Raw genomic sequence first — 20040 nt, forward strand, 5'->3', positions numbered from 1 at the left:
TTGGATGCCCTGCTCGACGCTTTCGAGGAACTCTCCCTGGACGGCGATCCCGCCACTGAGGTCACGGGCATCTGTCTGGACTCGCGCCGGATCCAGCCTGGCGACCTCTACGTGGCGCTGGCCGGTGCGACATCGCACGGCGCGAACTACACCGAGCAGGCCTTCGCCGCTGGTGCGGTGGCCGTCCTCACGGACGCCGAGGTCACCCACTTCCGCGGGGAGGCGCCGCATCTGACGGCGCGCGACCCGCGGGCGCTCCTGGGTCGGCTCTCGGCCGCGATCTACGACAACCCTGCCGAAAAGCTCACCACCATCGGCATCACGGGAACGCAGGGGAAGACGACGACCTCCCGGCTCCTGGAAGGTGCGTTGGAGGCGTCCGAGACGCCGACCGGTGTGATCGGCACCATCGGGACACGGATCAACGGCGTGGACATCAAGACCTCCCTCACCACACCCGAGGCTCCGGATCTGCACGGATTGTTCGCCCGGATGGTGGAGGACGGCGTACGCGTCTGCGTGATGGAGGTCTCCAGCCACGCCTTGGTGATGGGCCGCGTCGACGGAGTGATCTTCGACGTCGCGGTCTTCCTCAACCTGGGTCGCGACCACCTCGACTTCCACCACACCGTCGAGGAGTACTTCCAGGCCAAGGCGAGTCTGTTCACCTTCAAACGCGCCAAGCAGGCAGTGATCAACCTCGATGACGAGTACGGCCGCCGCCTGGCGCTCGAGACGACCATCCCGACGACGACGTACGGAGCGAAGGTCCAGAAGGCTGACTGGACCTTCGAGATCGTCGACCGCGATCCCGGACAGACGATCTTCGAACTGTCGCGGATGTGGCATCGAGATCGCATCGTCACGGTCCCGATGCCCGGTGACTACAACGCGTCCAACGCCGCGGCGGCTGTCCTGGCGGCAGTCACGGCCGGGCTGAGCTGGCGTGATGTCGCGCGTGGCCTTGCCACGGGGCACGGGGTGCCCGGCCGGCTCGAGGAGATCAAGAACGGGATCGGCCTCCAGGTGATCGTCGACTACGCGCACAAGCCGGATGCCGTCGAGGCCGCCATCACCACGATGCGGCCGCTCGCCCGACGAGTCCTCGTGGTCATCGGGGCCGGGGGAGACCGGGACACCGGCAAGCGACCGATCATGGGCGAGATCGCCGCGCGACTCGCCGACGTGGTGGTCATCACTGACGACAACCCGCGCTCGGAGGATCCGGCAGCCATCCGTGCCCAGGTCGTCGCCGGCACCGCCGGACAGGACGCCGAGATCCACGAGATCGGGGATCGCCGGATGGCGATCACCTACGCCATCGACGCCGCTCGGCCCGGTGATGTGGTGCTGATCCTCGGCAAGGGTCACGAAACCGGTCAGGAGATCGGCGGTGTGATCCATCCCTTCGACGATCGCGATGTCGCTCGCGACGTGTTGCGCACTCTCTAGTTCCTCATAGGGAAGAATGCGTCGGGCGGCATCCGTGGGCCGCAGTGAAGTGGACAGAGGAGACATGAAGGCAGTCCTCATCAGCGGCGTGCTGTCGTTGCTGTTCTCGCTGTTCGGCACGCGAGTTGCGATCGGGTTCTTCTCGCGCCGCGGATACGGCCAGGAGATCCGCGAGGACGGCCCGCAGACCCACATCACCAAGCGTGGCACCCCGACCATGGGTGGCATCGCGATCGTGGGCGCCGCTGTTGCCGGCTACCTCCTCGCGAAGGTGAGCACCGGCACGATGCCGACCGCATCCGGGTGGCTGCTCCTGTTCCTCTTCGTCGGGATGGGGCTGGTGGGATTCCTCGACGACTTCATCAAGGTCTTCAAGCAGCGCAATCTCGGACTCCGCAGCCGCGCCAAGATGATCGGTCAGACCGCGATCGCCCTCATCTTCGGTGCGGTCGCGCTGACGGCCGGGCGCCACAACGACCTGCGCCCCGGGGACCTCTACTTCTCCACGATCCACAACTTCGGACCAAAACTCCCGATGTTTGCCGTGCTGGCCCTCATCTGGCTGATCGTGACCGCCACCAGCAACGCGGTGAACCTGACCGACGGTCTCGACGGGCTTGCCACCGGTGCGAGCGTGATGGTGTTCGGTGCGTACACGATCGTCAACATCTGGCAGGTCCGGCAGGCGTGTTCCCTGGGCCCGAAGGTCGTCGATCAGGCGCACTGCTATGCCGTACGCGATCCCCAGGATCTCGCCGTCCTTGCCGCCGCGGTCACGGGCGCCTGCTTCGGTTTCCTGTGGTGGAATGCCTCGCCGGCAAGGATCTTCATGGGCGACACGGGTTCGCTGGCGCTCGGCTCGGCGCTCGCCGGATTCGCGATCCTGACCCGCACCGAGGGCCTGATGGTGCTGCTCGCCGGCCTCTTCGTGATCGAGACCTGCTCGGTCATCCTCCAGGTCGGATTCTTCAAGGCGACCAAGGGCAAGCGCATTCTCAGGATGGCGCCGATCCACCACCATTTCGAGATGCTCGGGTGGGAGCAGGTCACGGTCGTGATCCGGTTCTGGATCATCTGCGGTCTCTTCGTGACGCTCGGACTCGGTCTGTTCTACGCCGCGTGGGTGGCCAACCACTGATGGCCCTCGATCACCTGGGCCGGCACGACTCCTGGGAGGGAGTTCGTGCGGTCGTCGCCGGATTCGGCGTCTCCGGATTCGCGGCGGCGGACAACCTCTTGCATCTCGGCGCCTCCGTCACCGCACTCGATGAGTCGCCGGGCGACGATGAGCGGCAGGAGAAGGCCGAACTCCTCAACGTGCTGGGTGCGGACGTACGCCTCGGGGCGGGGGAGACCGCGACCCTGCCGGACGATGTCGATCTGCTGATCACGTCGCCTGGCTGGCGTCCGACGACTCCTTTGCTGGCGCAGGCACGAGATCGCGGCATCCCGATCTGGGGCGAGGTCGAGCTGGCCTGGCGTCTGCGTGATCCCGAGAATGCGGCACCCTGGTTGGCGATCACCGGCACCAACGGCAAGACGACGACGGTCCAGATGCTCGACACGATCCTGCGGACGGCGGGACTGCGTTCGGTGGCGGTGGGCAATGTCGGCCTCCCGATCGTCGAGGCCGTCATGGATCCGATGCCGTACGACGTCTTCGCCGTCGAACTCTCCAGCTTCCAGCTGCACTACACGCAGACCATGGCCGCGGAGTCTGCCGCCGTCCTCAACGTCGCCGAGGACCACCTCGACTGGTACGACTCGATGGACGCCTACGCCCGCGACAAGGGTCGCATCTACGAGGGTGTGCAGCGGGCGTGCGTGTACAACGTCGCCGATGAGGTCACTCGTCGGCTCGTGGAGGACGCGGACGTACGCGAGGGCGCTCGTGCGATTGGATTCACCCTGGGCGCGCCCGGCGTCGGCATGTTGGGAGTGGTCGACGACATCCTCGTCGACCGCGCCTTCCTCGAGGCGCGACACAGCAGCGCGGCCGAGTTGTGCACGATCTCCGATCTGGCCAGCGACGCCCCCCACTACATCGCAAATGCGCTGGCTGCGGCCGCCCTCGCCCGAGCCCACGGGATCAGCCAGACCGCGGTCCGAGACGGGCTCAAGGCATTCAGGCCCGACGGACACCGGATCGAGACGGTTGCGTCGAAGGACGGCATCACGTGGGTCGATGACAGCAAGGCCACCAACCCCCACGCCGCGCTCGCCAGCCTGCGGGCGTACCCGTCGGTCGTCTGGATCGCCGGCGGACTGGCCAAGGGTGCGACGTTCGACGACCTGGTCGTCGCGGCGCGCGACCGGATGCGGGCTGCCGTACTCACTGGAACCGATCAGGACCTGATCGCCGACGCGCTCGCGCGACACGCGCCCGATGTGCCCGTGATCCGGGTCGGGGCGAACGAGACTGGTGCCGCAGCCATGGCGTCGGTCGTGGCGGCGGCGGGAACTGTGGCGGCCTCCGGCGACACCGTGTTGCTGGCGCCGGGTTGCGCGTCGATGGACCAGTTCAAGGACTACAAGGATCGCGGCGATCGGTTCGCCGAAGCGGTACGCACGAGGCTCGGTCAGTAGACGACACGGGGCAGGGATGAGGGATCGATGACGACGGGTGTCGACACCGAATCCCTCTGGCTCGACCGTGGCATCAAGGAGAGCGCTCGTCGCGCCAGCGATCGCGTACGCGAGGTCCTGCATCGGCCGATGACTCCGTACTACCTGCTGCTCGGATCGACCGCGATGCTGCTCGTTCTCGGCCTGGTCATGGTCACCTCCGCCTCCAGCGTCTTCTCCTACATCCACAACAACGGCAACTCGTACGCGATTGCGGAGAAGCAGTTGATGTGGACCGTGATCGGTGTGCCGTGTGCGCTGGTCGCGGCGCGGTTGCCGATGCGTTTCCTGCGGCGGATCGCGTGGCCGGGATATCTGGGATCCCTCGGTCTCCTGGCCCTGACGGCAGCGATCGGTGTCACCATCGGTGGCAACAAGAACTGGCTGGCTCTCGGCCCCGTGCAGATCCAGGCCTCCGAGGTCGCGAAACTCGCGGTCCTGATCTGGGCCGCGAACGTCCTGACCCTCAAGGGTCGCCGGATCACCACGCTCGTCGAGCTCGCCGTCCCGGTCGTCCCGGGTCTCTTCCTGGTGATGATCCTGGTCATGGCCGGTGGTGACCTCGGCACCACCTTGATCTTCGCGCTCATCATGATGGCGCTGATGTATGTCGCCGGTATGCGCGGTCGCATCTTCGCAGTCGGCTTCCTCGCAATGTCCGCGCTGGCGTTCTTCTTCGTCGGCACCAGTGGTCACCGGCGCGCCCGATTCCTGGGATTCACCAATCCGATCGAGCACCTGTCCGGCGTCGGCTGGCAGGCCGGTCACGGCCTGTACGCACTGTCCACCGGCGGATTCCTGGGGCAGGGCATCGGCGCCTCGCAGCAGAAGTGGGCGGACCTCCCCGAGGCCCACACCGACTACATCTTCGCGGTCCTCGGCGAGGAGCTCGGTCTGGTCGGGACCCTGCTCGTGCTCGGACTCTTCATCGCCATCGCGTACGCCGCCGTCCGGGTCGCCCGTCAGACGAAGGACCCGTTCGTACGCTTCGTCACCTTCGGTGTGACGGTCTGGATCGTCGGTCAGGCGCTGATCAACATCGGGATGTGCATCGCCTGGCTCCCGGTCATCGGCATCCCGTTGCCCCTGGTGTCGTACGGCGGTTCGGCGTTGGTGCCTGAGCTGGTGGCTCTCGGCCTGGTGATCGGCTTCGCCAAGCGCGAGGGGTACGCGGCTCGTGGTTGAAGTTCCCGGGCGGCGCGTCCGCCCAGACGCACACCTGGCTTCGTTGTCGTCGGTCGCGATGCCGCCGGCATCGCTCCGCTCCTCCGCCTTGCCAGGCGCACGCCTGGACGACCGTGCCACCCACGACCTCAACCACGAACCGCGTGCAGCGCGTTAGCGCTGGTACGGGAAACTGTCCTCGATGAAGGTTCTTCTCGCCGGCGGCGGCACCGCCGGCCATACGTCTCCGCTGCTCGCGACCGCTGACGCGCTCCGTCGCCTCGACCCGGCGGTCGAGATCGTCTGTGTCGGCACGCCGCGCGGACTGGAGAACCGCGTCGTTCCCGCAGCGGGGTACCGCCTCGAACTCATTCCGCCGGTGCCGCTCCCGCGGAAGGTCAACGCCGATCTGTTCCGGGTGCCGAGGCGCCTGCGGAAGGCTGTCCGCGCCGCTCGTTCCCTGATCGACTCGTTCCAGCCCGATGTGGTCGTCGGATACGGCGGGTACGTCTCGATGCCGGTCTATCTGGCCGCGCGCAGGCGCCGGGTCCCGATCGTCATCCACGAGCAGAACGCCATTCCCGGCATCGCGAACAAGGTCGGCTCACGCCGCGCCACCCGGGTCGCCGTGAGTTTCCCCGGCACTCCGCTGCCGAACTCCGAGTACGTCGGGCTGCCCCTGAGATCGGCCATCTCCGGCCTGGATCGGTCGGCCCTGCGTGCCGAGGCGCGGGCGTTCTTCGGACTCGACCAGGACAAGCCGACGCTGGTCGTGACCGGCGGTTCGCAGGGTGCTCAGCGGCTCAACAACGCCGTTTCGGGCGCCTGGCCGGCGCTGCAGGCGGCCGGCGCGCAGGTCCTGCACGTCATCGGCCCGAAGAACTCGCTGACATCGCCGCACCCCGACTACCACGTGCTCGGATTCGTCGACCGGATGGAGTACGCCCTGGCGGCGGCCGACCTGATGGTCTGCCGCTCCGGCGCTTCGAGCGTCGCCGAGGCGGCCGCTGTCGGCGTACCCGCGGTGTTCGTACCGCTCCCGATCGGGAACGGCGAGCAGGCCCGCAACGCTGCTCCGGTCGTGGAGGCTGGGGGAGCGCTGCTGGTGGCGGATGCCGAGATGACGCCGGAGTGGGTCTCGGCCCACGTCCCGGCACTGTTGGCCGACCCGACGAGGTTGGCGGCGATGAGCGCTGCTGCCTCGGCGCTGGTGCCGCGGGATGCCGCAGACAAGCTGGCCGCGCTCATCGCGCAGGTCGCACGTTCCAGGAAGGAATCACTGTGAGGGTTCCGGTACCGGAGACCATCCTGTCTCCCGAGCAACTCGGTCGGGTGCATTTCGTGGGCATCGGCGGAGCAGGTTTGTCCGCGATCGCCCGCCTGATGCTGGCGCGTGGCATTGCAGTCAGCGGCAGTGACGGCGTCGACTCGCCGACGCTGCGGGCGCTGGAGGAGGCGGGGGCGACGGTATTCGTCGGCCACGCGGCCTCGCAGGTCGACGGCGCGGACACGCTCGTGGTCTCGACGGCTGTCAAGGAGGACAACCCCGAGGTGGTCGAGGCCCAGGCACGTGGCCTGCGGCTGTATCCGCGTTCGGCGGGACTCACCTCGGTGATGAGCGGCCACCGTGTCCTGGCGATCGCCGGCACCCACGGCAAGACCACCACGACCAGCCTGTTGACGGTTGCTCTCCAGGCGGCGGGCGCCGAGCCGACGTACGCCGTCGGCGGCGACCTCACAGCCACCGGCGTGAATGCCGGCCGCGGCACCGGTGACCTGTTTGTCGCCGAGGCGGACGAGAGCGATGGTGCCTTCCTGGTCTACGCGCCGTACGCCGCGATCGTGACCAACGTCGAGGCCGACCACCTCGACTCCTGGGGGACCGAGGCTGCCTATCGCGAAGCCTTCGCCCAGTTCGTCGGGCGCATCGCTCCGGACGGTCTGCTGGTCGCCTGCATCGACGATCCGGGAGCGGCCGATCTGCGGTTCGTGGCCGACGCGCTGGGGCGTCGATTCGTCAGCATCGGCACCACCGAGTTGGCCTCGGTCCGGGCTGTCGATGTCGAGCTCGTCGGAGCCACCAGCGCCTTCACCGTCGTCGACGAGGGTCGTGAACTGGGCAGGGTGACGCTGCAGATCCCCGGCCGGCACTACGTCCTGGATGCGCTCGCCGCACTGACCCTCGGTCTTCGACTGGGGTACGACTTCGATGCCCTGCGTACCGGTCTGGAGGCCTTCACAGGCACTCGCCGGCGGATGGAGTTCAAGGGGGAGGCTGCAGGCATCCGTGTCTACGACTCGTACGCCCATCACCCCTCGGAGATCGCCGGTGACCTCGAGGCCGCCCGGTCCCTCGCGGGTGAGGGCCGAGTGGTCGTCGCGTACCAGCCACATCTGGTCTCGCGTACGCGCCTGTTCGGTGTCGACATGGGTCGGGCGCTCAGCGCGGCCGACGACGTGGTCGTGCTCCCGATCTATCTCGCACGAGAAGAAGCGGATCCGGCGGTGACCAGCGCTCTGGTCGCAGACGCGGTGGCGCCGACGCCGGCGCTCGTCGTCGACGGCCTGGACTCTGCTGCCGTTGCGCTCGTGGATCGTGCGCGTCCCGGTGATCTGGTCCTGACCCTGGGGGCGGGCAGCGTCACCGAGGTGGCCCCTGAGGTGTTGGCGCTGCTGGAGCGCCGATGAACGATCTCGGCGGAGTCAGCAAGTCCACCCTGCGCGAGCGGCGTCGGTTCGCCTGGCGTCGCCTGCGCGGCCGGATGCTGGCTTGGCGCTATCTGCTGATCGGTACGGTGATCGCGGTTGTCGGCGGGCTCGCGGTGTGGGCTCTGGAGTTCCACGGGTTCGGCGGCATGTTCGATGTCAGCAAGGTCGACATCGTGGGCGCCAACACCACGACCACTCGCGCGATGATCGAGAAGGCTGCCCACCTGCCGGTCGGCGCGTCGCTGGTGTCAGCCGACCTCGGCCAGATCGAGGACAACGTGCTGCACGACCCCGCTCTGCAGCAAGCGGTCCTCGAGGCCGATGTGAGTCGCGAGTGGCCGGACACGATCAAGATCGTGATCACACTGCGTACGCCGGTCGCTGCGGTGAACTTCGGCGACCACTGCGAGGCGCTCGACATGCATGGGTATCTCTTCCTGCACTACCCGGTCGCCGGCGCTGGCTGCGGGAAGCCGCTCGATGTGCTGCCCGTGGTCCAGGCGCCGCCGGCCGGGACGGACAGCCAACGCGCGTACGCGCAGGCAGCCGGCGTTGCAGGCGAGCTGCCGGCATCCTTGCGCCGGATGGTGAAGTACATCGGGATTGCGAGCGAGGACGGCGTCACGCTCATCCTCAAGGGTGATGGCAACCTGCACATCGGTGACGGGACCGTGGTGACCTGGGGGAGTGCGACGAGTACGCGCCTCAAGGCTCAGGAGTTGGTGGCCCTGATCAAGGCCAACCCCGGCGCCCGTTCGTACAACGTCTCGGTGCCATCGAGCCCGACCGTCCAGCCGTAGCACTGCAACACGAGCAGATCCGCGTCAGGCAATTTCACAAACCCACGCAAACCCTGCGTGTCGCGACGATTCCGTGGCATCGCGTTCGTAGTGTTCTGAACACGGCGAGGTTGACATAACTATAACCCTCTACTAGAGGGTCAGGGTTGGAAGACACGCCGGCCAGACCACAAGAAGCAACACATCAACACTGCACATATCAACCACAGCGTGGGGCACGGGCAAAGCTGACCTCACTCATCAGAGGAGAACGACGATGGCCGCACAGAACTATCTGGCACTCATCAAGGTCGTCGGCATCGGCGGCGGCGGCGTGAATGCGGTGAACCGGATGATCGATGTCGGCCTGCGCGGGGTCGAGTTCATCGCCATCAACACCGACGCCCAGGCGCTGTTGATGAGTGACGCCGACGTCAAGCTCGACATCGGCCGTGAGCTCACCCGCGGTCTGGGCGCCGGCGCCAACCCGGGCGTGGGGGAGAAGGCGGCTGAGGACCACGCTGAGGAGATCGAGGAAGCGCTCCGCGGCGCCGACATGGTCTTCGTCACCGCGGGCGAGGGTGGCGGCACCGGCACCGGTGGAGCGCCGGTCGTGGCCCGCATCTCGCGCAGCCTCGGCGCGCTGACCATCGGCGTGGTCACCCGCCCGTTCCAGTTCGAGGGTCGTCGTCGGGCCGGCTCCGCCGAGGACGGCATCGCCAAGCTGCGCGAGGAGGTCGACACCCTCATCGTGATCCCCAACGACCGACTGCTCTCGATCTCGGACAAGAACGTCTCGGTCATCGATGCGTTCAAGCAGGCTGACCAGGTGCTGCTCCAGGGCGTCTCCGGCATCACGGACCTGATCACGACCCCGGGTCTGATCAACGTCGACTTCGCCGACGTGAAGGCGGTCATGAGCAACGCCGGTTCGGCGCTGATGGGCATCGGTTCTGCGCGCGGCGAGTCCCGCGCGATCCAGGCTGCCGAGATGGCCGTCGCGAGCCCGCTGCTCGAGGCGAGCATCGACGGCGCCCACGGCGTCCTGCTCTCGATCGCCGGCGGTTCCGACCTGGGCCTCTTCGAGGTCAATGAGGCGGCTGCTCTGGTCGCGGACGCGGTCCACCCGGATGCCAACATCATCTTCGGCACGATCATCGACGACTCGCTCGGCGACGAGGTGAAGATCACCGTCATCGCCGCCGGCTTCGACGGTGGCACCCCGAAGAAGCGCGACACGACGCTCCGCGGCGAGCCGCTCCGCCAGGCGCAGGCTCCGCAGCAGGTGCAGTCCCAGCCGCAGGCTCAGTCGCAGCAGCCGCCGCGGATCCAGTTCGACGACACCTCGCACATCCAGCGGGTGCCAGCCAACGTCGGTGCCCAGCCGGCTCAGCCGATCACCTACTCCGACGACGAGCTGGATGTCCCGGACTTCCTGAAGTAAGCCCCTCGACAAGCTCAGGACGAGGCTTGTACAGCTTTCGCACCAGCATCGGCCCCGTCGACCTGGCCTTCACGGACAGGTACGGCGGGGTCAGTGCTGCGCCCTTTGCGGAGCTGAATCTCGCGGTCAGTGGGCCTGACGACGAGAAGGCGAAGCAGCTGAACCATCGGATCCTGATGGACGACTTCGCACCCGGCGATCTGTTGGCAGACCTGTACCAGGTCCACGGCGACGCGGTCGTCGATGCCGTCCCCGGTCTCCGGCCCGAGGCTGACGGGATCGTGACGACGACGCCGGGCATCACCCTCATGGTCCGGGCGGCCGACTGTGTTCCCGTCCTGTTGGCAGGCTCCGGCGTTGTGGGCGCCGCTCACGCCGGTCGGAAGGGGATGGCCGCGGGTGTCGTCACGCGTACGGTCGAGCGGATGCGCGAGCTCGGCGCCGATCAGATCCGTGCGTGGATCGGTCCGTCCATCTGCGGCGCCTGTTATGAGGTGCCGGCAGACATGCGTGACGATGTCGCCGCGATCGAGCCGGCGTCAGCTTCCACGACCCGGCGGGGCACGCCAGCCATCGATGTCGCTGCCGGCGTACGCGCCCAGCTGGAGCGGGCGGGGGTGGTCGTCGACCACGTCGGCGGCTGCACTCTGGAGTCGCTGGATCGGTATTCGTTCCGCCGCGACGGTGAGTCGGCTGGCCGGCTCGCGGGCATCATCCGGATGGCACCGCAATGAGCCGCCGCGACGAACTGGCCGCGGGTCTGGCAGCCACGCGTACGCGCATCGCTGCCGCCGAGGCGGCAGCAGGACGGGCTCCGGGATCGGTGGCTCTGGTCGTCGTCACCAAGTTCTTCCCAGCTTCCGACGTACGACTCCTCGCGGATCTCGGGGTCACCGATGTCGGCGAGAACCGTCATCAGGAGGCTGAGGCGAAGGCAGCCGAGTGTGCTGATCTCGATCTCACGTGGCATTTCATCGGAGGACTGCAGACCAACAAGGCCGCCGCAGTCGCCCGGTATGCCGGCGTGGTGGAGTCCGTCGACCGTGCGGAGCTCATCCCTCGCCTTGCGCGCGGCGCAGCCGAAGCCGGTCGGGATCTCGCGGTTCTCCTCCAGGTCAGCCTTGAGCCGGGTGCAGACGGGCGTTCAGGTGCTGCTCCGGCGGATCTGGCTCGACTGGCCGAGACGGCGACGGATGCCGGCCTGGACGTCCGCGGCTTGATGGCAGTCGCGCCTCTGGGGGAGGCGCCGGATCGTGCTTTTGCTCGATTGGCGGAGATTCAGAGCACGTTCCTGCTCGGCCACCCGGACGCGAGCGTGCTGTCGGCCGGGATGAGCGCGGACCTTGAGCAGGCGATCTCCGCCGGTGCGACACACGTGCGTGTCGGCTCCGCAATCCTCGGTTCACGCTCGAGCGTCAAGTAGTTTCACTAATGAACGAACTAGGAAGGCAGAGCCATGAGCGGCGCGATGCGACGGATCGGTGAATACCTCGGCTTGCTCGAGGACACGGCTGGGTACGACGACGACACCTCGTCCTATGAGGCCGGCGAGCTGACGCGCGTCGGCGCGCCGCAGCGTCGCGAGCGTCCGGCCGATGTCGCCCATCTCTCCGAGCGCCGTCGCCCGCAGGCAGTCCCGGCTGCGCAGGAACTCTCCAGGATCGTCAACCTGACCCCCACGACCTACAACGAGGCTCGCGCAGTCGGCGAGGCCTTCCGTCAGGGCATTCCGGTGATCATGAACCTCACCGAGATGGACGACGCCGACGCCAAGCGCCTGGTCGACTTCGCTGCAGGCCTCGTCTTCGCCACGCACGGCTCGATCGAGCGGATCACCCACAAGGTCTTCATGCTCTCGCCGGCCAACGTCTCGGTGACCGCCGAGCAGAAGGCGAAGATCGCCACCGGCGGTTTCTTCAACCAGAGTTGATCGTGGTCGCCCGGATGACGACAGGGCGACCAGTTAGCGACTCAAAGGCCATGCCGGTACGCTGATCCGGCCGCGCGCGTCGGAAAGCGATGTGCGCATGCGACTACGAATGGATGAGGTCATGCCACTGACTCCCGAGGACGTGAGCAACAAGCGTTTCACTCCCGTACGCCTGCGTGAGGGCTACGACATGGGTGAGGTCGATCAGTTCCTGGACGAGGTCGAGGCCGAGCTGGCCCGCCTGAACAAGGAGAACGACGACCTGCGCGCTCAGCTCGCTGCCGGCGGTCACGCGCCGATTGCTCCTGCTCCGGTGGAGGCCAAGGTTGAGGCTCCGGCTCCTGTCGCCGAGGCGCCCGCTCCGGTCGCGCCGGCTCCGGCAGCGCCCGCGCAGCTCGAGACCCTCAAGGTCGAGACCGTCGCCGACGCGTCCAGCGCTGCGGCCCGCCTCCTTGAGCTCGCGACGCGCAACCACGACTCGCTCATCGAGACCGCCAAGAACGACGCGGACAAGATCCTCGGCGAGGCCAAGCAGAAGGCCGAGCGCACGGAGTCCGAGTCCAAGGCCAGCGCGGACAAGGTCGAAGCCGACGCCCGCCAGCGCGCGTCGATGCTCGACTGGGAGACCTCGCAGAAGCGCGAGCAGCTGTTCGGCGACCTGGAGAAGGAGCGCGACAAGCTCTCCGTCGAGGTCGAGAACCTGCGCGCGTTCGAGCGGGAGTACCGCTCGCGCCTGAAGAGCTACTTCACCCAGCAGCTCGAGTCGCTCAACAACGGTGAGGCTGGTGCCGATGTCGAGGGCGCCGGCCCGAAGCGCCATCGCTCGGCCCTCGGCGAAGCAGACGCGTGATTCTGAGTTAACGAACACGGCGTGCCGGTTGAGTCGTCGCACTACGACGGCTACTCTCCCGGCACGCCTTTCGTTTTATTGAGGAGACCCAGTGGCTGGGACCCGTAAGTTGACCGGTGCTGTCTCGGGGGCAGCGCGCAAGGTGCTGGGCCGAAAGGCCGACGTACCGTCTCCCGCACCCGAAACCAAGCCCGCTCCGGTGGCGAAGAAGGCTGCCCCGGCGGTCAAGAAGGCGGCGGCGACCAAGGCCGCTCCCGCCAGGGCTGCCACCAAGAAGCCCGCCGCGGCCAAGAAGGTTGTCCCGGCCAGGGCGCCAGCGGCCACCAAGTCTGCGGCCAAAGCCGTCGAGGTGAAGGCTGCGCCGGTCAAGAAGGCGGCGCCTGCCAAGGTCCCGGCTGCGAAGGCTCCAGCGGCCAAGAAGGCTGCCCCTGCCAAGAAGGCCGCCCCCGCGGCCCAGAAGGTCGCGGCTCCGGCCGTCAAGACCACGCCTGTGAGGAAGGCTCCCGTGAAAAAGGCTGCACCCGTCCTGCGCGTCCTCGAGCAGGAGGACCCCTGGACCAAGGCCGAACTCGACGAGATCATCTCCGAGCTCACGTCCATGCGATCGCACAGCCTCAAGGTCGTCGCCGACCTGCAACGCGAGCTCGACGGACTCATGCGCAACTCCGGCGACGGTGCCGGCCAGGACCAGGCCGACGTCGGCGCCACCAGTTTCGAGCGCGACCAGGAACTCACCGTCCTCAACGGCGAGCAGGAGAAGCTTGCCCAGATCGAGCGGGCCTTCCACGCGATCGACGAGGGTACGTACGGCATCTGTGAGTCGTGCGGCAACCCCATCGGGAAGAACCGGCTTCTCGCCTTCCCGCGCGCGACGCTGTGTATGGACTGCAAGCGCCGCGAAGAGCGCCGCTGACCTTCATCACGCACGTTCGCTGCGTCGCTCCGTGCTCGCTGGCCCGAATGGCCAGCTTGCGCGCGGGCTCCTTGCGACCGCACGCGCTGAAGGCCAGCGGTCGTGTGTACGCCAAGGTAGACCGATGTTGAGGTTGGTGCCGGCCCGCCGCCTTCAGGCGGCACATCTGCAACATAGGTCCACCTTGGCGTACCCGCTCCGTCGGCAACCGACGCTGTGACACACTCGGCACCGTCATGCGCGCCCCATCTGCTTCGAAACACGCCCTTCTGATCGGCGCCGTCGCGCTGATGTTCCTTGCGGTCGACCAGGTGATGAAGGCCGTCGCGGTGGCTCACTTCGCCTCACCTCAGCAGGTCCTCGGGACCTTCCTCCAGTTCTGGCTGACCAAGAACTGTGGCGCGGCCTGGAGTTTCGGCACCGGCATGACCTGGATCTTCACCGTGCTGGCGGTCGGCGCGACCCTGGTGATCGCGTGGTTCACGCCTCGGTGTCGCAACGCGGTGTGGGCGATTGCGCTCGGCCTCGTACTCGCCGGTGTGGACGGCAACCTCGTCGACCGGCTGTTCCGTGCGCCCGGAGGAGGCAACGGCTGTGTCGTCGACTTCATCGCCTTCCCGCACTACCCGATCTTCAACGTGGCCGACATGTGCATCAACGTGGGTGCGGTGGTGATCGTGGTGCAGCTCTACCGAGGCATCCATCTCAATGGCACCCGGACCGCCAAGAAGGCCCGACCGTGACTGACCAGCGCACCGTGTTCGTTCCCGAGGGCCTCGAGGGCGAGCGTGTGGATGCCGGGATCGCGCGGCTGTTCGGGCTGTCCCGGACCCGCGCCGCGGAACTGTGCGCCGAGGGCCATGTGACGCTCGACGGCAAGGTCGCGATCAAGAGTGATCGGCTTCTGGCCGGCGCCATGCTCGACGTCACGATCCCGCGGATGGCTGACCCGCTGGAGATCCACCCCGAGATCGTCGAGGGCATCCGGATCATCCACGAGGACGATGCGATCGTGGTGATCGACAAGCCGGTGGGGGTCGCGGTCCACCCGAGCGTCGGATGGACCGGGCCGACGGTGGTCGCCCATCTGGTCGCCGCGGGCGTACGCATCTCCACCAGCGGCGCCAAGGAGCGCGAAGGCATCGTGCAGCGGCTCGACGTCGGCACCTCGGGTGTGATGGTGATCGCCAAGTCCGAGTACGCGTACTCGGTCCTGAAGCAGGCCTTCCGTGACCGCACGCCGGAGAAGACGTATCACGCGCTCGTCCAGGGGCATCCGGACCCGCTCGCGGGCACCGTGGACGCACCGATCGGGCGCCATCCCAAGGCGGACTGGAAGTTCGCGGTGATGCCGGACGGGCGGCACTCGATCACTCACTACGAGACCCTCGAGGCGCACCGCTTCGCCAGCCTGCTGGAGATCCACCTGGAGACAGGGCGTACGCACCAGATCCGCGTGCACATGAGCGCACTCAAGCATCCGTGCGTCGGCGATCCGCTGTACGGCTCCGACCCCGTCCTGGCCAAGCGGGTGGGGCTGGACCGGCAGTGGCTGCACGCGGTCAAGCTCGGCATCACCCATCCGGAGACGGGCGAGTGGGTCGAGTTCGAGTCGTCGTACCCGGACGACCTGAAGCACGCGCTCGACGTCATTCGCGACGCTCACTGACGAGTCGCCCAGCGCCATACGTGGTCAACGTCGCAGGTTTGGTCCACCTGGCGACCGCAATCTTCGACGTTGACGGGTGCGGCGAGCAGCCCTCGCCGGCCAGTCGCTGGTGTCGCCGCTTGGCGGCTGCAGTCGGTGCGCGGGTCGACCGGCGCGACGACCGCTGAGGAAGGTTCTGGCAACCGTCCACGACAGGAATGTCGGTGCCGGATGGCAGGGTCGGCGAAGGTAGGGTTTGAGTCCTTCCCCTCAGTAGTTGTGTGGGGCCGCGCGAGCGGCCCGAGAGATGTTGTGTCGACCCTGAAGGGACCCGTGTGAGCGCCAGCGACGGCTCGGACTTCGTGCATCTGCACGTCCACACCGAGTACTCGATGCTGGACGGAGCCTCGCTCCTCGACGGGCTCTTCGAGCGCACCTCGCAGCTCGGCATGCCGGCGATCGCGATGACCGACCACGGCAACCTGCACGGGGCGTACGACTTCTACACGAAGGCGAAGAGGGCCGGCGTCAAGCCGATCATCGGTATCGAGGCGTACATCTCGCCGGAGATCCCGCGTGGCGAGCGGCGCCGGGTCCGGTGGGGCAAGGGCGACACCTCCGAGGAGGGCGGCGACGACGTCTCGGGTGCCGGTGCGTACACCCACATGACGATGTGGGCCTCGACCACCGAGGGCATGCACAACCTGTTCCGGCTCTCCAGCCAGGCGAGCATGTCGGGGTACTTCTACAAGCCCCGCATGGACAAGGAACTCCTGGTCGCGCACAGCAAGGGTCTGATCGTCTCGACGGGTTGCCCCAGCGGTGCCATCCAGACGCGACTGCGCCTGGGGCAGTGGGACGAGGCCGTACGCACGGCCGGCGAGCTGCAGGACATCTTCGGCCCGGAGAACGTGTATCTCGAACTGATGGATCACGGCATCTCGATCGAGAAGCGGGTACGCGACGACCTGCTCAAGCTCGGCCGTGATCTCAACATCAAACCGATCGCGACGAACGACTCGCACTACAACAACCCCGAGGACTCGAGCGCCCAGGAAGCGCTGCTCTGCGTCAACAGCGGCAGCCGACTCAGCGAGCCGACGTACGCCCAGGGCGGCAAGCGATTCGCCTTCGACGGCAACGGCTACTACATCAAGTCCGCGCAGGAGATGCGCGAGCTGTGGGGGCGTCAGGGTCTGATCGAGGCTTGCGACAACACGCTGGAGATCGCCGAGCGTTGCGAGGTCGAGTTCACCGAGTCCACCGGTGGCTACATGGCGAAAGCCGACATCCCGGCGGGGGAGACCGAGGAGAGTTGGTTCCGCAAGGAGGTGTGGCGCGGGATCGAGGCGCGCTATCCGGGCGAGAGGACGACCCCGGAGGTCAGGGACCGCGTCGAGTTCGAACTCCAGGTCATCGCCCAGAAGGACTACTGCGGCTACTTCCTCGTGGTTGCCGACTTCATCCAGTGGTCGAAGGACAACGGCATCCGCGTGGGTCCGGGTCGCGGGTCGGGCGCGGGCTCGATCGCCGCGTACGCGCTGCGCATCACCGACTTGTGCCCCCTGGAGCACGGCCTCTACTTCGAGCGCTTCCTCAACCCTGAGCGCCCCTCGATGCCCGACTTCGACATCGACTTCGACGACCACCGTCGCGGCGAGGTCATCCAGTACGTCACCGAGAAGTACGGCTCGGAGCGCGTCGCGCAGATCGCCACCTTCGGTCGGATCAAGGCCAAGGCTGCGATCAAGGACGCCGCCCGCATCCTTGACCACGGCTTCGCGATCGGGGACCGGATCACCAAGGCGCTGCCGCCCGATGTGATGGGCAAGAGCGTCAAGCTCAAGGAACTGTTCGACACCGAGTCCAAGCGGTACGCCGAGGGCGCGGAGTTCCGGTCGTTGTACGAGACCGAGCCCGACGTGCGCCGGATCTACGAGGTCGCGACGGGCCTTGAGGGTCAGATCCGCCAGACCGGTGTGCACGCGGCCGGCGTGATCATGTCGAGCGAGCCGCTTCTCGACGTCGTGCCGCTGATGGACCCGAAGCAGGACGGCGCGGTCATCACGCAGTTCGAGTACCCGATGTGTGAGGCGCTCGGCCTCGTCAAGATGGACTTCCTCGGCCTCTCCAACCTGCACACGATGGACGACGCGGTCGCGAACATCAAGGCGAACCGCGGCGTGGACGTGGTCCTGGAGGATCTGCCGTTCGACGATCGCGCGACGTACGAGTTGATGGGTCGGGGTGACACCCTCGGTGTCTTCCAGCTCGATGGCGGCGGCATGCGTGCGCTGCTGCGGTCGATGCTTCCCGACCAGTTCGCCGACATCACGGCCGTCTCCGCGCTCTACCGACCCGGTCCGATGGGCGCCGATTCGCACAACAAGTACGCCCACCGCAAGAACGGCCGCGAGCCGATCGAGCCGATCCACCCAGCCCTGGCCGAGGCGCTGGAGCCGGTGCTGGGGGAGACGTACGGCCTGATCGTGTATCAGGAGCAGGTGATGGCGATCGCGCAGGTGCTCGCCGGCTTCTCCCTCGGCGCCGCAGACAACATGCGCCGCGCGATGGGCAAGAAGAAGAAGGAAGAGCTCGACAAGCAGTACGCCGGCTTCGAGGGCGGCATGCTCGAGCGCGGCTATCCCCAACAGGCCGTCAAGATCCTCTGGGAGACGCTGGTCCCGTTCGCGGACTATGCCTTCAACAAGTCGCACTCCGCGGCGTACGGCGTCATCACCTACTGGACCGCCTACCTCAAGGCGAACTACCCGACCGAATACATGGCGGCGCTCCTCACCTCGGTGAAGAACGACAAGGACAAGATGGCGATCTACCTCGGCGAGTGCCGACGGATGAAGATCAACGTCCTGCCGCCGGACGTCAACGAGTCGTCCCACAACTTCACCGCCGTCGGGAAGGACATCCGTTTCGGTCTGACCGCGGTCCGCAACGTCGGCCACAACGTGGTTGACGGCATCGTCGCGGGCCGCGTGGAGAAGGGCCGGTACGAAGACTTCAACGACTTCCTCGCGAAGGTGCCTGCCCCGGTGTGCAACAAGCGCGTCATCGAGTCGCTCATCAAGGCGGGCGGGTTCGACGACATGAAGCACAAGCGGCGCTGTCTGTGGAGCGTGCATGAGCTCGCCGTGGACCAGTACGTCGACATCAAGCGCAACGAGGCCATCGGTCAGGACTCGCTCTTCGGTGGGATGGATGCGGCCGACTCCGGTTTCGGCACCACGGTGGCGATCCCGGACGTCGATGAGTGGGAGAAGATGACCCTGCTCGGGTTCGAGCGGGAGATGCTCGGCCTGTACGTCTCCGACCATCCGTTGTTCGGCCTCGAGCACGTCCTGGCCAACGGCACCGACGCCACCATCGGCGCGCTGCTGACCGACGAGGACGACCCGGCTGCGCAGAAGTATCCGCACGGCTCGATCGTGACCGTGGCGGGTCTGGTCACCGGGGTGAACCGCAAGATCACCAAACGTGGTGATCCCTGGGCGACGCTGACTCTGGAGGACCTCGAGGGTTCGGTCGAGGTGCTGCTGTTCCCCAGCGCGTACCAACTGGCCGCGACCCATCTCGTCGAGGACGCGATCCTGCGGATCAAGGTCCGGGTGGACCGCGAACGCGACTCCCTGCAGCTCAACGGCATGGAGGTCACCGTGCCGGACCTCGGGGTCGGTGGTGGTGCCAATGGCCCGGTGACGATCTCGATGCCGTCCACCCGGTGCACTCCGCAGACGGTCGCGGAGCTGAAGAACGTTCTCGCTGCGCATGCTGGGATGACCGAGGTACGTTTGCGCCTGCTCACTCGCGAATCCGTACGCGTCCTCAAACTGGACGATCGGCTCCGCGTCACACCGTCGTCGGCGTTGTTCGCCGATCTGAAACACCTTCTGGGGCCTGGATGCTTAAGCGGTTGAGTGAGGGCCGGTTCATCGCTGTGGCCCTCGGGGCGTACGCACTGCTCGCGATCGTCGGTGGCCTCCTCTGGCGTCTGTGGTGGACCGCGCCGAACGGCATGGTGATCAGTCAGCAGTGGATTCCCGGCGCGGTGCAGCTCAACGGTTCGCTGTACCCGCTCGCCGACCCGCCGCAGGACATCCCCGCAGCCACCGCGCACTGGGCGATCCTCGCGATCGCCGTGGGCCTGATCGGCGGCCTGATCGTCGTCCTCGGTGCGCGCGGCCGTGAGTACGCCGCGCTCGCCGTCGGCCTTGTCGGCAGCGCTTGCGCGGGTCTCCTGATGTGCGGCGTGGGATATCTCAACCGCGGGGGAGATCCTCGCGCGGTTGCGGCGATCCTCCCGGACGGAGCGATGCTCCACGACCGGATCCAGTTGGCCGAGCCCTGGTTGTTGGCGCTGCCGTTGGTTGCGTCAGGGACTGTGATCGCGATCGCCTTCCTCGGGTGGGCTGCCCGCCCGGCCCACCACGTCGCCCAGGACGTCACGCACCACATCGGCGAGCCTGTCTGAGCCGACGCGTCCGTAAGGGCGATATTCGGTCGGGGCCGTG

Annotated in this window: 17 protein-coding genes; all 17 read left to right on the top strand. The window is 67.2% G+C overall.

Annotated elements, in window-relative coordinates:
* Nucleotides 1–1452 (top strand): UDP-N-acetylmuramoyl-L-alanyl-D-glutamate--2,6-diaminopimelate ligase, encoded by a 1452-nt coding sequence (locus KCTC_RS12935; protein WP_231998738.1) that lies wholly within the window; start codon nt 1–3, stop codon nt 1450–1452.
* A gap of 64 nt (nt 1453–1516) precedes the next feature.
* Entirely contained in the window at nt 1517–2590 is a 1074-nt protein-coding gene (mraY, locus tag KCTC_RS12940; protein WP_125569640.1) for a phospho-N-acetylmuramoyl-pentapeptide-transferase, read from the top strand.
* A complete protein-coding gene (gene murD / locus KCTC_RS12945; RefSeq protein ID WP_125569641.1) occupies nt 2590–4038 on the top strand; it encodes a UDP-N-acetylmuramoyl-L-alanine--D-glutamate ligase in 1449 nt (482 codons plus the stop codon). Before mraY ends, murD begins: the two co-directional genes overlap by 1 nt.
* A gap of 27 nt (nt 4039–4065) precedes the next feature.
* Nucleotides 4066–5262: a putative lipid II flippase FtsW gene (gene ftsW, locus KCTC_RS12950; protein ID WP_125569642.1), complete on the top strand. Its 1197-nt coding sequence runs from the start codon at nt 4066–4068 to the stop codon at nt 5260–5262.
* 181 nt (nt 5263–5443) lie between these two features.
* Complete coding sequence (gene murG, locus KCTC_RS12955; protein ID WP_125569643.1) at nt 5444–6526, top strand: undecaprenyldiphospho-muramoylpentapeptide beta-N-acetylglucosaminyltransferase; 1083 nt, start codon at nt 5444–5446, stop codon at nt 6524–6526.
* On the top strand, nt 6523–7929 hold the full coding sequence (gene murC / locus KCTC_RS12960) for a UDP-N-acetylmuramate--L-alanine ligase (RefSeq protein WP_125569644.1): 1407 nt from the start codon (nt 6523–6525) through the stop codon (nt 7927–7929). Before murG ends, murC begins: the two co-directional genes overlap by 4 nt.
* A complete protein-coding gene (locus KCTC_RS12965; protein ID WP_125569645.1) occupies nt 7926–8750 on the top strand; it encodes a cell division protein FtsQ/DivIB in 825 nt (274 codons plus the stop codon). Before murC ends, KCTC_RS12965 begins: the two co-directional genes overlap by 4 nt.
* 256 nt (nt 8751–9006) lie before the next feature.
* The gene (gene ftsZ / locus KCTC_RS12970) at nt 9007–10173 is read left to right on the top strand and encodes a cell division protein FtsZ (RefSeq protein ID WP_125569646.1); all 1167 of its coding nucleotides are present in this window, start codon (nt 9007–9009) and stop codon (nt 10171–10173) included.
* 26 nt (nt 10174–10199) lie between these two features.
* Nucleotides 10200–10907 carry a polyphenol oxidase family protein gene (locus KCTC_RS12975; protein ID WP_125569647.1) on the top strand — a complete coding sequence of 236 codons (708 nt, stop codon included), beginning with the start codon at nt 10200–10202 and terminating at the stop codon, nt 10905–10907.
* Nucleotides 10904–11596, top strand: a complete 693-nt coding sequence (locus KCTC_RS12980) for a YggS family pyridoxal phosphate-dependent enzyme (protein WP_125569648.1) — start codon at nt 10904–10906, stop codon at nt 11594–11596. The genes KCTC_RS12975 and KCTC_RS12980 overlap by 4 nt, the downstream gene beginning before the upstream one ends.
* Before the next feature lie 33 nt (nt 11597–11629).
* Nucleotides 11630–12103 carry a cell division protein SepF gene (locus tag KCTC_RS12985; protein WP_125569649.1) on the top strand — a complete coding sequence of 158 codons (474 nt, stop codon included), beginning with the start codon at nt 11630–11632 and terminating at the stop codon, nt 12101–12103.
* Nucleotides 12104–12224: 121 nt separating this feature from the next.
* Nucleotides 12225–12953, top strand: coding sequence for a DivIVA domain-containing protein (locus KCTC_RS15190; protein WP_164512594.1), 729 nt, complete (start codon nt 12225–12227; stop codon nt 12951–12953).
* Nucleotides 12954–13044: 91 nt separating this feature from the next.
* Nucleotides 13045–13866, top strand: coding sequence for a TraR/DksA family transcriptional regulator (locus KCTC_RS15090; protein ID WP_231998739.1), 822 nt, complete (start codon nt 13045–13047; stop codon nt 13864–13866).
* 236 nt (nt 13867–14102) lie between these two features.
* On the top strand, nt 14103–14609 hold the full coding sequence (gene lspA, locus KCTC_RS13005; protein WP_125569650.1) for a signal peptidase II: 507 nt from the start codon (nt 14103–14105) through the stop codon (nt 14607–14609).
* Nucleotides 14606–15535 (top strand): RluA family pseudouridine synthase, encoded by a 930-nt coding sequence (locus KCTC_RS13010; protein WP_125569651.1) that lies wholly within the window; start codon nt 14606–14608, stop codon nt 15533–15535. The genes lspA and KCTC_RS13010 overlap by 4 nt, the downstream gene beginning before the upstream one ends.
* A 314-nt stretch (nt 15536–15849) precedes the next feature.
* Complete coding sequence (dnaE, locus tag KCTC_RS13015; protein ID WP_125569652.1) at nt 15850–19446, top strand: DNA polymerase III subunit alpha; 3597 nt, start codon at nt 15850–15852, stop codon at nt 19444–19446.
* Nucleotides 19443–20000: a hypothetical protein gene (locus tag KCTC_RS13020; protein ID WP_125569653.1), complete on the top strand. Its 558-nt coding sequence runs from the start codon at nt 19443–19445 to the stop codon at nt 19998–20000. The genes dnaE and KCTC_RS13020 overlap by 4 nt, the downstream gene beginning before the upstream one ends.
* The last annotated feature ends 40 nt before the right edge of the window (nt 20001–20040 follow it).

The organism is Nocardioides baekrokdamisoli (assembly GCF_003945325.1).
Taxonomy (GTDB): Bacteria; Actinomycetota; Actinomycetes; order Propionibacteriales; family Nocardioidaceae; genus Nocardioides; species Nocardioides baekrokdamisoli.

Coding starts and splice junctions, on each gene's coding strand:
- mraY (WP_125569640.1), top strand. CDS start 1,517: ATGAAGGCAGTCCTCATCAGCGGCGTGCTGTCGTTGCTGTTCTCGCTG.
- murD (WP_125569641.1), top strand. CDS start 2,590: ATGGCCCTCGATCACCTGGGCCGGCACGACTCCTGGGAGGGAGTTCGT.
- ftsW (WP_125569642.1), top strand. CDS start 4,066: ATGACGACGGGTGTCGACACCGAATCCCTCTGGCTCGACCGTGGCATC.
- murG (WP_125569643.1), top strand. CDS start 5,444: ATGAAGGTTCTTCTCGCCGGCGGCGGCACCGCCGGCCATACGTCTCCG.
- KCTC_RS12965 (WP_125569645.1), top strand. CDS start 7,926: ATGAACGATCTCGGCGGAGTCAGCAAGTCCACCCTGCGCGAGCGGCGT.
- ftsZ (WP_125569646.1), top strand. CDS start 9,007: ATGGCCGCACAGAACTATCTGGCACTCATCAAGGTCGTCGGCATCGGC.
- KCTC_RS12980 (WP_125569648.1), top strand. CDS start 10,904: ATGAGCCGCCGCGACGAACTGGCCGCGGGTCTGGCAGCCACGCGTACG.
- KCTC_RS12985 (WP_125569649.1), top strand. CDS start 11,630: ATGAGCGGCGCGATGCGACGGATCGGTGAATACCTCGGCTTGCTCGAG.
- KCTC_RS15190 (WP_164512594.1), top strand. CDS start 12,225: ATGCCACTGACTCCCGAGGACGTGAGCAACAAGCGTTTCACTCCCGTA.
- lspA (WP_125569650.1), top strand. CDS start 14,103: ATGCGCGCCCCATCTGCTTCGAAACACGCCCTTCTGATCGGCGCCGTC.